Origin of the sequence: Onishia taeanensis (genome assembly GCF_900100755.1) — a bacterium.
GTDB lineage: Bacteria > Pseudomonadota > Gammaproteobacteria > Pseudomonadales > Halomonadaceae > Onishia > Onishia taeanensis.
Genome location: NZ_FNCI01000014.1, coordinates 59038 through 71877, shown reverse-complemented (window position 1 = coordinate 71877; position 12840 = coordinate 59038). Strand labels below are relative to the sequence as shown.

Annotated in this window: 12 protein-coding genes; 8 read left to right on the top strand and 4 right to left on the bottom strand. The window is 63.6% G+C overall.

Features of this window, described 5'->3' with window-relative positions:
• Positions 1 to 342: 342 nt before the first annotated feature.
• The 8 genes from BLR71_RS14575 to uxuA all read left to right on the top strand — a co-directional run bounded on the left by BLR71_RS14575 (position 343) and on the right by uxuA (position 8982).
• Entirely contained in the window at positions 343 to 1080 is a 738-nt protein-coding gene (locus tag BLR71_RS14575; protein WP_092528054.1) for a GntR family transcriptional regulator, read from the top strand.
• Positions 1077 to 2288, top strand: coding sequence for a D-mannonate dehydratase ManD (gene manD / locus BLR71_RS14570; protein ID WP_092528051.1), 1212 nt, complete (start codon positions 1077 to 1079; stop codon positions 2286 to 2288). The genes BLR71_RS14575 and manD overlap by 4 nt, the downstream gene beginning before the upstream one ends.
• A gap of 12 nt (positions 2289 to 2300) precedes the next feature.
• Positions 2301 to 3323 (top strand): Zn-dependent oxidoreductase, encoded by a 1023-nt coding sequence (locus BLR71_RS14565; RefSeq protein ID WP_092528048.1) that lies wholly within the window; start codon positions 2301 to 2303, stop codon positions 3321 to 3323.
• A gap of 57 nt (positions 3324 to 3380) precedes the next feature.
• The gene (locus BLR71_RS14560; RefSeq protein WP_092528045.1) at positions 3381 to 4349 is read left to right on the top strand and encodes a TRAP transporter substrate-binding protein; all 969 of its coding nucleotides are present in this window, start codon (positions 3381 to 3383) and stop codon (positions 4347 to 4349) included.
• Positions 4350 to 4430: 81 nt separating this feature from the next.
• The gene (locus BLR71_RS14555; protein WP_092528042.1) at positions 4431 to 5003 is read left to right on the top strand and encodes a TRAP transporter small permease; all 573 of its coding nucleotides are present in this window, start codon (positions 4431 to 4433) and stop codon (positions 5001 to 5003) included.
• Positions 5003 to 6283 carry a TRAP transporter large permease gene (locus BLR71_RS14550; RefSeq protein WP_092528039.1) on the top strand — a complete coding sequence of 427 codons (1281 nt, stop codon included), beginning with the start codon at positions 5003 to 5005 and terminating at the stop codon, positions 6281 to 6283. Before BLR71_RS14555 ends, BLR71_RS14550 begins: the two co-directional genes overlap by 1 nt.
• Positions 6284 to 6314: 31 nt before the next feature.
• The gene (locus tag BLR71_RS14545; protein WP_092528036.1) at positions 6315 to 7787 is read left to right on the top strand and encodes a mannitol dehydrogenase family protein; all 1473 of its coding nucleotides are present in this window, start codon (positions 6315 to 6317) and stop codon (positions 7785 to 7787) included.
• A gap of 16 nt (positions 7788 to 7803) precedes the next feature.
• Positions 7804 to 8982: a mannonate dehydratase gene (gene uxuA, locus BLR71_RS14540; protein WP_092528033.1), complete on the top strand. Its 1179-nt coding sequence runs from the start codon at positions 7804 to 7806 to the stop codon at positions 8980 to 8982.
• Between the two features lie 81 nt (positions 8983 to 9063).
• On the opposite strand, the gene BLR71_RS14535 is transcribed toward uxuA, so the two are convergent.
• The 4 genes from BLR71_RS14535 to BLR71_RS14520 all read right to left on the bottom strand — a co-directional run bounded on the left by BLR71_RS14535 (position 9064) and on the right by BLR71_RS14520 (position 12791).
• Positions 9064 to 9741: an HAD family hydrolase gene (locus tag BLR71_RS14535; protein WP_092528029.1), complete on the bottom strand. Its 678-nt coding sequence runs from the start codon at positions 9739 to 9741 to the stop codon at positions 9064 to 9066.
• 65 nt (positions 9742 to 9806) lie between these two features.
• Positions 9807 to 11114, bottom strand: coding sequence for a TRAP transporter large permease (locus BLR71_RS14530; RefSeq protein ID WP_092528026.1), 1308 nt, complete (start codon positions 11112 to 11114; stop codon positions 9807 to 9809).
• Complete coding sequence (locus BLR71_RS14525; RefSeq protein ID WP_092528024.1) at positions 11111 to 11722, bottom strand: TRAP transporter small permease; 612 nt, start codon at positions 11720 to 11722, stop codon at positions 11111 to 11113. Before BLR71_RS14525 ends, BLR71_RS14530 begins: the two co-directional genes overlap by 4 nt.
• 58 nt (positions 11723 to 11780) lie before the next feature.
• Positions 11781 to 12791 carry a TRAP transporter substrate-binding protein gene (locus BLR71_RS14520; RefSeq protein WP_092528021.1) on the bottom strand — a complete coding sequence of 337 codons (1011 nt, stop codon included), beginning with the start codon at positions 12789 to 12791 and terminating at the stop codon, positions 11781 to 11783.
• Between the last annotated feature and the right edge of the window lie 49 nt (positions 12792 to 12840).

Genomic DNA, 12840 nt, shown 5'->3' with positions numbered 1-12840 from the left:
TGAATGGCGGCGTGGCGGGCCATGTTGCCAGTATAGTCAATTCATGAACAGTGTTCTTTAATTCGTGGTGTCATGATTGCAATTCAAGGTGTCGCGTCGATGTGCTGACGGCCATGGAAGTCAATGAGTGACAGCATGAATTGTCGTTACGTCGCGAAGTTGATGAGGACCGAAACCCGTCGGCATCGATAGAAGTGGGGGCTGCTCGGACATCAGCTGACAGCAATCGCCATACCAAGGTCTAAGGGAAGAGCTCTTTCGGTTCTTTTTCCATACTACCATACTAGTCATATCAGATAGGCATCGGCCTCAGCCAACGCTGTCATATCCGGGATGAAATGCATGAACACGACACTGCAAGCGCTATGGCAGGAAACCCGCGAAGGCGACTCGGTGCGCCAGCGGCTCTATTGGGTGCTGCGCCAGTCGATCATTCGCATGGTACTGGCGCCGGGGCAGGCAGTATCGGAAAAGGAGCTCGCCGATACCTTCTCGGTGAGCCGCCAGCCAGTCCGCGAAGCTTTCATACGGCTGTCTGAAGCGGGGCTAGTCGAGGTGCGTCCGCAACGCGGCACCTACGTGGTCAAGATCTCCCAGCAAGCGGTGCTCGAGGCGCGTTTCGTGCGTGAGGCGGTAGAGGTGGCGGTGGCCCGAGAGGCTGCGAGCCGTGGGCTGGATCGTCACGTCCTCGCCGAGTTGCGAGAGTTAATCGAGCGCCAGCGGCGCTGTCTCGAACCGGCCAACCACGACCGCTTCTTCCTGCTCGATGAGGCCTTTCACCGCACCCTCTCGCTAGGAGTCGGCCAGCAGGCCGCCTGGAAGGTGACCGAGGAGGTCAAGGCGCAGCTTGACCGCGTACGCTACCTGAGCATCCCCGCCAGCACCCCCATCGACAAGCTGATCGAACAGCACGTGTCCATCATCGACGCCATCGAGAGTCGCGACGTTGAGGCAGCGGCGGAGGCCATGAGCATCCATCAGTGTGAGATTCTGCAGTCGCTGCCTGATCTGGTGCACCGCTTTCCTGAGATGTTCCAGTCTGTCCCGACCCCATCGCTCGCCGAGGAGATCCAGGCATGAAGATCCAACGGGCCTATACCATCGTCACCGCCCCGGGACGCAACTTCGTCACCCTCAAGATCGTCACCGACGAAGGGATTTATGGCATCGGCGATGCCACCCTCAACGGTCGCGAGCAGGCGGTGGTCGCTTACCTTGAGGAGCATGTAATTCCCGCCTTGATCGGTCGTGATCCGCAGCGCATCGAGGATATCTGGCATTACCTCTATCGCGGTGCCTATTGGCGGCGGGGGCCGGTGACCATGAGTGCCATCGCTGCCGTCGATATGGCGTTGTGGGACATCAAGGGCAAGGTCGCCGGCATGCCGCTGTACCAGTTGCTGGGTGGCAAGAGTCGCGAGCGAGTGATGGTCTACGGTCATGCCACCGGCAAGGACATCGAGGCCTGTCTCGACGAGGTCGCCCGGCATGTCGAGGAAGGTTATCGCGCGGTAAGGGTGCAGGCTGGGGTGCCGGGCATCGCCAGTATTTACGGTGTGGCCAAGAAGCCCGGCGAGCGCTACGAACCCGCCGATGCCGAGCTGCCGGCAGAGCACGTGTGGAACACTGCCAAGTACCTTAACTATGCGCCCAAGTTGTTCGCCGCGGTGCGCGAGCGTTTCGGTGACGACCTACATGTGTTGCACGACGTCCATCACCGGCTAACGCCCATCGAGGCGGCTCGGTTAGGCAAGGAAGTCGAGCCTTACCATTTGTTCTGGCTAGAGGACTGCGTGCCCGCGGAGAATCAGGAGAGCTTCCGCCTGATCCGCCAGCACACCACCACGCCGCTAGCGGTGGGCGAGGTCTTCAATAGCCTCTATGACGCCAAGGCACTGATCGAAAATCAGTGGATTGATTATATCCGCGCGACCCTGACGCACGCTGGCGGTATTACCCACATGCGGCGTCTGGCCGACCTGGCTGGGCTCTACCATGTGCGTACCGGCTTCCATGGTCCCACTGACCTGTCGCCGGCGTGTCTAGGGGCGGCGATCCACTTCGATACCTGGGTGCCCAACTTCGGCATCCAGGAATACATGCCGCACGAAGCCGTCACCGACGAGGTGTTTCCCCACGACTACCGCTTCGAAGATGGCCACTTCCTGGTCGGTGAGACGCCCGGACACGGCGTCGACATTGACGAAGCCGCCGCCGCTAAATATCCCTACCGTCGTGCCAGTCTGCCGGTCAACCGGCTCGAGGACGGCACCCTATGGCACTGGTAATGAGGTGAAACGATGAAAGCCTTTCAAGTAAGCGCGCCCCAAGATTATCGCCTGGTCGACACAGCGGCGCCCGCAGCTTCTCCCGGCGAAGTGCTGGTGAGTGTCGCCTTTGCCGGGATCTGCGGCTCCGATATGCACATCATCCACGGTGACAACGCCTTCGTGCGTTTCCCGCGGATCACCGGCCACGAGTTCGCCGGGCTGGTCGAGGCGGTGGGCGAGGGTGTCGAGGGCGTGGCCGTCGGCGACCGGGTGTGTATCGATCCGGTGATCAGCTGCGGCGAGTGCTATCCCTGCCGCATCGGCCGTCCCAATGTCTGCACCGCGCTGGAAGTGATCGGCGTGCATCGCAACGGCGGCTTCGAGGAGCGGGTCAACGTGCCGGCCGGCAACGTCCATCGCCTGCCCGAGGGGCTCGGGCTGGATGCCGCGGCGCTGGTCGAGCCCTACACCATCGCCGCCAACGTGCTGAGTCGCATGCAGCCGCATCCGGGCGATCGCCTGCTGATTCTCGGGGCCGGCGTGATCGGCCTGACCATTCTGCAGGTGGCGCGCGCGCAGGGCATCGAGGACATCACCGTCAGCGACGTCATCGACGCTCGCCTGGAGACCGCTCGCGAGCTGGGCGCCACCCGAACCCTTAACGGCGCCGAGCAGGACGTCGAGGCCGAGGTCGCGGCGCTGACCGGCGGGGAGGGCATGCCGTTGATCGCCGATGCGGCCTGCGTGCCGGCCCTGCTGCCTCAGATGCTTCGCATGGCGTCGCCGGCGGGACGCATCGGCCTGCTCGGCTTCAACCCGACCCCCAGTGACCTGGTGCAGCTGGAGGTGATCAAGAAGGAGCTGACCCTGGTCGGCTCGCGGCTCAACAATCGCAAGTTTCCGGAGGTGATCGAGTTGATGGCATCCGGGCGGCTCGATCCGTTGGCGTTGGTCAGCCATCGCCTACCCTTCGACGACATGCCCGGCGCCATCGAGATGATCGATCATCATCCCGAAAGTGCCCGCAAGGTACTGATCGAGATCGGTGCCTGACGGCTACGCACCTAAGCAAGACAACAATACACAAAAGCAAGTGCTAGGAGATTCGCCATGATCAAACGACTCATCACCAGCGCCGTTCTGGGCGCCGCCATCCTTGGCAGCCAGGCCTGCCTGGCTGCCGACTACACGCTGAAGTTCGGCCATCTGGCCAACGAGCAGCACATCTGGAACCAGGCGGCCCTCAAGTTCAAGGAGCTGGTCGAGGAAAACTCCGAGGGGCAGATCGAGGTGCAGGTCTATCCCAACGAGCAGCTCGGCGCCGAGATGGATGTCATCAACAGCATCCAGTTGGGCACTGCTGACATGACCATCACCGGCGAGAGCCTGCAGAACTGGGCGCCCAAGGCGGCGATGATGGCCGTGCCCTATGCCTTCCGCGACTCCGAGCACCTCAGGCAGGCCGTGGAAGGGGATATCGGCGACCAGATCGAGGCTCAGATCACCGAACGCGCCAACCTGGTGCCGCTGGCCTGGTTCGAGCGGGGCCCGCGCGAGCTGACCAGCAACCGTCCGATCACCTCGCCCGAGGATCTGGATGGCCTTCGCCTGCGCGTGCCCAATGTGCCGCTTTTCGTCGACACTTGGGAAGCGCTGGGTGCGCGACCGACGCCGATGGCCTTCAGCGAGGTCTTCACCGCGCTGCAGCAGAGCACCATACAGGCCCAGGAGAACCCGCTGAGCCTGATCGAGAGCGCCAGCTTCGATGAGGTGCAGGACTACGTGAACCTCACTGGCCACGTGCGCAGCTGGATCTACGTGGTGATCGGCAGGAATCAGCTCGAGGCGATGCCCGACGACTTGCAGCAGGTCGTGCGTGATGCCGCCCAGGAGATGCAGGCCTACGAAGCCGACCTGTTCGCGGCGGATCAAAAGCGCTTGCGTCAGTCCCTCGAAGAGCGCGGCATGGAATTCGTCGAGGTCGACACCGAGGCCTTCGCCGAGAAGGCGCGCCCGGCGGTGCTCGAGGCGCTGAACGACGAGCAGCGTGCGCTCTACGACGCGATTCAGGACCTCTAAAGTACGGGGCGGGCACTTCGGTGCCCGCCACTTCCTTCCTGTTGCCATCGGGGTGGCCGATCACCCCCGAGAGGTGTACCCATGGATGCTTCCGAGCAGCGGGCCGTCGAGGAGCTCGACGCCCTGTCGGCGGTGCCACGCCTGCCGGGCCTGGCCGGTCGTGTGATCGGCTGGCTCGATACCCTGTTCACCTTCCTCGCGACACTGGCACTGGTGGGCATCGCCGCCACCGTGCTGCTGCAGGTCGTCGGGCGTCTGGCGCTGCCTTCCTCGCCGGCCTGGACCGAAGAACTGTCGCGTTACCTGTTCATCTATATGGTCGCGCTCTCGGCGGGGGTGGTGATCCGCCAGAATCGCAACGTCAACGTGGAGCTCTTTCATCACTGGATGGGGCCGCGCGGGCGGGCGATCTACCAGGTGCTGGTATGCCTGCTGGTGGGGGGCTTCGCCCTGATCGTGCTGCCCTACGCCTGGCAGTACGCCGCCAATGGCACCTGGCAGACCTCGCCGACCCTGAGGGTGCCCATGCTCTACATTTTCTTCTCCACCGTGGTGCTGTTCGGGCTAGTCCTGCTGTATAGCGCCATCGGTGTCGTTGAGGGCCTGATGGCTATGTGCCGTCAACCCTCCCAAGTCGATACGGAGACCTTGTGATGGAAGTGATCGCGCTATTTGCCGTCTTCCTGGTGCTGTTGCTAGTCGGAGTCCCGATCGCCTTCTCGCTGGGCATTGCCTCGCTAAGCTACCTGCTGCTGGCGGGGATTCCGCTGACCATCGTGCCCCAGCGGCTCTACGCTGGGGTCGATACCTTCGTACTGCTGTGCATTCCGGGCTTCGTGCTGGCCGGCAACCTGATGAACGTCGGCAACATCACCGAGCACATCGTGCGCTTCTCCAACGCCCTGGTCGGTCATATCCGCGGCGGGTTGGGTCTGGCTAATGTCGGTGGCTCGATGATATTTGGTGGCATCTCCGGCACGGCCGTGGCGGATGCCGCCAGCATCGGCTCGGTGATGATTCCCGGCATGTCGAAGGCCGGCTACGACAAGCCGTTCTCGGCCGCCGTCACTGCGGCCTCCTCGACCATCGGGCCGATCATTCCGCCCAGCGTGCCGATGATCATCGCTGGCTCGCTGACCGGGGTCTCGGTGGGGCGCATGTTCCTGGCCGGTGCCATTCCCGGCCTTTTGCTGGGCCTGGCGATGATGGTCACCGTCTACCTGCTGGCCATTCGCCGCGGCTATCCCAAGGAGAAGCGGGTATCCCTGCTGCAGCTGGTGCGCGAGGGGCGTACCGCCTTCTGGGCGCTGCTGATGACCGCCATCATTCTCTACGGCATCATCGGCGGTTTCTTCACACCCACCGAGGCCTCAATCATCGCCAGCCTCTATGCCCTGGTGGTCGGCATGTATGTCTACAAGGGCCTCTCCTGGCGCAAGCTACCGGCCATCCTCACCGACACTGTGCTGACCTCCTCGGCCTTGCTGTTACTGGTGGGCCTGGCCAACCTGTTCGGCTGGATCCTGACGAGCCAGCAGATCCCGCAGATGGTGGCCGCCGGCATCCTGTCAATCAGCGAGAGCCCGCTGGTAGTGATCCTGATCCTCAACCTGATCATGCTGTTCGTCGGCGCCTTCATGGAAACCATCGCGGCGCTGATCATCCTCTTCCCGGCGCTGCTGGGCGTGGCCACCGGGGTGGGCATGGACCCGGTCCACTTCGCGGTGATGGCGGTACTCAACCTGATGATCGGCCTGACCACACCGCCGGTAGGGGTATGCCTGTTCGTCGTCGCGGGCATTGGCAACTTGCAGATGCTGACCGTGGCCCGGGCCATCCTGCCGTTTCTGGCCTGCAATCTGGCGGTGCTATTGATGGTGTCCTATGTGCCGTCCATCTCGCTGTGGCTGCCCAACCTGATACTGGGACAGTGAGACGGGGATACTCTCTGACATGGAGATCGTGATGCAGGATGTCATAAGGCTGCCGGCCAGCGCCGGCAGCGGACACACTGGTATTGTTCACTTGGGCCTGGGGGCCTTCCATCGCGCTCATCAGGCAGTCTATCTCGAGCGCTACCGACAGCGCAGCGGTGATACTGCCTGGGGGGTGAGCAGCGCTAACCTGCGCGCCAGCGTGGGTCTGGTGGATGCCCTTCGCGAGGCCGGCCATCGCTACCACGTGGCCGAATATGCCGATCGCGAGCATGTCACCGTCCGCGAGATCGGCGTGATCGAGGAGACCCTTTTCTCCGGCCGCGACGAGCAAGGCCAGTGGGGCCGCGACCGTGAGACGCTGTTGGCGCAGCTGGTTTCGCCCCAGACGCGCCTGGTCACCCTGACGGTGACCGAGAAGGGCTACTTCCTGAGCCCGACCAGCGGCCGCCTGCTCGCCGACGACCCTTTGATCGCCGCGGACATCGCCAATCCCGAGTCCCCGTGCACGGCCCCAGGCCTGCTGGTGGAGGCGCTGTCGCAGCGGCGCGCAGCGGGGATGGCGCCGTTCACGGTGCTCAGTTGCGACAACATGCCGGACAATGGCAAGCGTACCCGCAATGCCGTGCTCCAGTTGGCCGAACGACGCGACTCCGCTCTGGCCGAGTGGATCGAACGCGAGGCGGCCTTTCCTTGCAGCATGGTCGATCGCATCGTGCCCGCCATGACCGAAGTGGATTTCGCGCGCCTGGCCGAACTCGGCATCGAGGATCCCAATGCCGTGGTCGGCGAGGCCTTCAGTCAGTGGGTGGTCGAAGACGACTTCCCCCAGGGGCGGCCGGCCTGGGAAGCGGATGGCGTGGAGATGGTCGGCGACGTGGCGCCCTTCGAGACCATGAAACTGCGCATGCTCAACGGCAGCCACTCGCTACTCGCCTACCTGGGCGCCTTGGACGGTATCGAGACGGTGTTTGATGCCGTGAGCCGCGACGACCTGGTGTCCCTGCTGCGCTATTACATGCTCGACGAGGCCGCGCCGACGCTGGCCATGCCCGAGGGCACCGATCTCAGCGCCTACGCCGAGCAGCTGCTCGTTCGCTTCGCCAACGACAGCCTGCGCCACCGCCTGCAGCAGATCGCCATGGACGGCTCCCAGAAGCTGCCCCAGCGCTGGCTGCACGGCGCCCAGGCTCGCCTAGCGGCCGGCAGTGATGTGCCCTGCACGGCGCTCGGCGTGGCCGCCTGGATCCGCTACACGGCCGGAGATGACCTGACTGGCCTATCTCATCCAGTGGACGATCCCCTGGCCAGCCGCCTTGCGATCTTGCACGCGCGCCATAGTGACGATGTTGAGGCCTTGGTGGCGGCCTTTCTGGCCATGGAGGATGTTTTCCCGCCGGCGCTGGCGGCCGAGCCGCGCTTCGCCGAGGCGGTCGCTGCTGCTTATATCACTCTGACGCAACAGGGGCTTGCCGAGGCGCTGGCCGCCCTCCCGCGGGCCTGACCGAGAGGATATTTCCATGGAACATACCTGGCGCTGGTTCGGCCCCACCGACCCCATCGGCCTCGACGAGATTCGCCAGACCGGGGCTACCGGTATCGTCACCGCCCTGCACGAAGTACCCAACGGCGAGGCCTGGCCGCTCGAGGCCATCGCCGAACGTAAGCAGATGATCGAGGCGGCCGGCCTCACCTGGTCGGTGGTGGAGAGCGTGCCAGTGCACGAGGCCATCAAGCAGGGCCTGCCCGGTCGGGATGCCCATATCGCCGCCTATCAGCAGACGCTGCGCAACCTGGCAGCCTGTGGCATCGACACTGTCTGCTACAATTTCATGCCGGTCCTCGACTGGACGCGTACCGATCTGGCTTGGCGCCTGCCTGACGGCGGCCTGGCGCTGCGTTTTGACCAGACCGCCTTCGCCGCCTTCGACCTCTATCTGCTGGCGCGTCCCGGTGCCGATGCCGATTACAGCGACGCCGAACAGGCCGAGGCCCAAGCCTATCTCGACGATCTCGATGCGGCCGGCCGCGAGCGGCTGGTGAACACCATCATTGCGGGGCTGCCGGGCGCCGAGGAGCACTATACCCTCGAGCGGTTCCGCGGCGTGCTGGCAGACTATGCCGAAATCGACGCCGAGCGATTACGTGAGCACCTGGGATATTTCCTGGCGGCGATCATCCCGGTAGCCGAGGAGGCGGGTATCCGTATGGCGATTCACCCCGACGACCCGCCCAGGCCTATGCTCGGCCTGCCGCGAGTGGTCTCCGGGCCAGAGGACGCGCAGTGGCTGCTCGATGCCGAGCCTAGCCCGGCCAATGGCCTGACCCTGTGCACGGGCTCCTATGGCGTCAGCGCTGAGATCGACCTGGTGGCGATGGCGGAGCGTTTCGCTCCGCGCATCTACTTCGCCCACCTGCGCGCGACGCAACGCGAGGCGCCGGATTCGCGCTCCTTCCACGAGGCCCACCACCTCGACGGCGACATGGACATGGTTGGCGTGGTCCGGGCACTCGTGGCCGAGGAGCGTCGTCGCGAGCGCGAGGGTGGCCCACGGCTACCGCTGCGCCCCGATCACGGCCACCATATCCTCGATGATCAGCTCCGCGATACCGCTCCGGGCTACCCGCTCTATGGCCGCCTCAAGGGGTTGGCCGAGCTGCGCGGCGTGGAGTTGGCAGTACGCTCGCTGACCGTCTGAACAGAAGGCACGCTTGAGGCGCCAGTCTACCGCCGGTGCTACCGGCGGGAGCATCTTCGTCTGGCGGAAGGCGCGGCCGGCTCAGATCGGCTGCGGCAATCTGGCAGCCAGCTTGGCGATCAAGACCGGCAACTCGCGGGCATGGTGAATCGCGTGGGCGCCTGCTGGCGTGCTTTCCTGATCGGCAAAATGGTTGAGGTGTACCACCTGCATGCCGGCGGCGAGCCCGGCTTCAACGCCCACCGACGCGTCATCGATGACCACGCAGCGCTCGGGTGGATAGCCCATGGCCTCGGCGGCCTTGAGGTAGAGCGCCGGGTCGGGCTTCCAGACGCCAAGGGTATAGGCGCTGAACAAGTTGTTGTCGAAGTGGCGTGCCAGCGCGGTGCTTTGCATGGCGCAGCGAATCTTGGCCTCGGGGCCGTTGGAGACGACGGCCTTGGGGTGCGCGGCCAGCGCCTCCAGCGCACTCGGCATGCCGTCGATCGCCAGCAGCTCGTTTTGCATGCGCGTTGCCATACGCTCTCGCATGGCGGCTTCCATCGCCGCCAGTTGCGTTTCGCCGAGTGTACCGAAGCGCGTTTCTAGCTCCCGGACGATGGTCAGGAAGCGCACGCCGCGAAACTCGTCCATGTACTGGCGGGCGCTAAAGGGCAGGCCGAAAGAAGTGAGAACTTCGGCCATGACCTCGGCGAGCAGGATCTCGCTATCGACCAGAGTGCCGTCGGAATCGAAGAGCAGGCATAGGCGGTTGGGCATGGGAACCTCTCGGTAGAAACATGAATGGGCCCTTCGCGAGGGCCCTAGGGCTCAGTAGGACTAGATCACACGAAGTCAGGCGCGATCAGGCGCGGAATCGCCAACACCAAATCGGGATAAACGATCAACAGCACGATGACGGCCAGCATCACGGCTAGGTAGAGCATCGTGGTGGCCAGGGCTTTCAGCAACGGAATGCCACCGATCTTGGCCGAGATCATCAGGCACAGGCCGTAGGGTGGAGTGATCAACCCAAGGCCTAGCGCCATGACGCCAATCACCCCGAATTGTACGGGATGTACCCCGGCCTGCATGGCCAGCGGCTGAAAGATGGGCGCCATGATCGCCATGGCCGGCAGCGAATCCATGAAGGTGCCGATCACCAGCATGACCGCGGTCATGATCAGCAGTAGCACGACCGGATCGCTGATGCTGACGCCGGCCATCAGCTTGGGAGGAATCTGGTAGAAGCTGATCAGATAGCCGAAGATCGCCGCACCGACCAGGCTGAACAGGGATAGTGAGCACAGCCGCACGGTGTCGGTGGAGGCGTTAAGCACCTGGCGCAGGCTCAGCTCGCGATAGACCACGAAGCCCAGCGCCAAGGCATACAGTACGGCGATGACGGCCGCCTCGGTCGGAGTGACCAGCCCAAGCGTGATGCCGCCGATGATCACCACGGGAATGCCCGCCGCCAGCAGGCCGTCCTTGCCGGAGCTCATCAGCTCAGCAAGCGAGACGCGCTTTCTCACCGGCACCTGATAGCGGCGCACATAGCCCATGTTAAGCGCGAGCTGGGTGACGCCGATCATCACGCCGGGCAGGATGCCGCCAAGAAACAGTCCGGCGATCGAGGTGTTGGTGAGCGCGCCCCAGACGATCATGTTGATCGACGGTGGGATGATGATGCCCATCACGGACGAGGCAGCGGTGACCGCGACGGCGAAGTTGACCGGATAGCCTTCGCGCTTCATGGCCGGAATCAACACGGTGCCGACACCGGCACTATCGGCAGTGGATGAGCCGGACACGCCGGCGAACAGCATGCTGACCAGGACGTTGACGTGGGCTAGAGCGCCCTTTAGGTGACCCACCAGGCGCATGCAGAGGGTGATCAGGCGGTCGGTGATGCGGGCCGCGTTCATCAGGTTGCCGGCCAGCAGAAACAGTGGAACGGCCAGCAGCACGAAGGAGTCCATGCCGTTGTACATGCGCTGGAACATCACCCAGTAGGTCAGCCGCGGGTCGAGGGTGATGATACCGACGGCGGTCAGTACCAGGGCCATGGCGATCGGTACACCGGCGATGATCAAGACGCCGAGTAGCCCGAAGAGTAGCCACGGCAGCACGAAGATCCAGTCCATGGGGATCATGAAGCGCTCCTGTCATGGTCGTTAAGGGCGGGGGCAAGCTCGCCGAGCTCGGCACTGTGCGGGTCGGCGGACTCGGAAATCGACTCGATTTCGCTGGGCGTGTTTAGGGCCGCCTCCATGCTATCCATGCCTTCATAAAGGGCATGCAGCAGCCGCTGGACGCTGAACAGGGAAATGAAAATGCCGCTGATCAGGAAGACCGAATAGACATAGACCATCGATAGCCCCGAGGCGGTGGCGTGGCGCCTGAGGCCGGACAGGGCGAAATCCTTGCCGTAGACGATGAAAATGACCCCTACTGACAGGCAGGCCAGATCCCGGATCCAGCGGGTGACCAGATCGGCCCGCGAACCACGAGGGAAGGCCTCCAGCACGAAGTGGTCTGCGTGCAGTACGCCTACCGCAGTGCCCAGCATGATCATCCATTGGAAGGCAAAACGGCTGAACTCCTCGGTCCAGTAAAGCCGTGGCAATAGCGGCAGGTTGCGGCTGATGATCTGGTAGATGATCAAGGCGATGAAGCCGGTCAGCAGGGCCAGCAATATCAGGTATAAACCGCGCTCCAGGAGTCGGTTGAGGCGAGACAGGCCGTGAAGCAGTGTCGGCATGACGCTGTCCTCGGTTGGAAAGTGACGAAGATGCCGGGGCTTGGCCCCGGCACGGGGGTTAACCGGCGTTGATGATCTTCTGGTGGAGCTCGCTTAGCCCCATGTCGTCAATCACCTCGGCCAGCGGCGCCTTGACGATTTCCTGCATGCGCTCGCGGTCCAGTTCGTGGAGCGTCGCCCCCTCTTCAACCAACTGGTCCAGAGCCTCGGCGTCCTGCTTGAGCTGTACCCCACGGGCGTAGATGGCGGCTTCCTGCGCGGCCGCCATGACGGCCTGTTGTTCATCGGCGTCGAGGCGGTCCCAGGTCATTTCCGACATGGTCAGCAGGCGCACGGTGATATCGTGCTGCGAGAGCCCGATATGGGGCGCCACCTCATGAAAGCGCATGCGCTGGATCCACTCGGCTTCATTGAGCAGCCCGTCAATGGCGCCCAGCTGAAGGCCGGTGTAGATCTCTTTCCAGGCCATTACCGTGGGCTCGGCGCCCAGGGCGGACCAGGCGGCGATCAGCGGCTTGGTGGGGTTGGTGCGCAGCTTCATGCCTTCCAGGTCATCGAGACTCTCAAGCGGCCGGGTGCTGACGATCTGGCGTTTGCCGCCGCCGAAGAAGGCCAGCACCTTGACGCCAGTTTCGTCCTCGATTTTGTCGGCGATCTCGCGACCCACCGGGCCGTCGAGCACCGTCCGCCAGTGGTCGACGTCGCGATACATGAAGGGAATCGAGAAGACATTGGCGGTGGGCGAAAAGTCGGTGATCAACCCAGGGTTGATGATCGACATGTCCAGGGCGCCCGCCATCTGCTGTTCGAACATCTCGGTTTCATGGCCAAGCACGGAGTTGCCGAGGATCTGCACCCCGATCTCGCCATCACTGTTCTCACTGACCAGTTCCTGGAATTTCTCGGCCCCTAGCTGATAGGCGGTGTCTTCGGTGCCGCCGTGTCCAAAGCGCAGGTCGAATGCCTGAGCGGCGCTCGCCATGCCCATGGCCGCCGCGAGCAAGACACCGGTCACCAGGCCGCGTTTCATGGAATGCTGTGTTTTTGGATCGATCCATTTTTGGCTCATGTTGCTACCTCTCCGAGAGTTCGTTGTTGTCATTGCGGGTCTTGGTTAA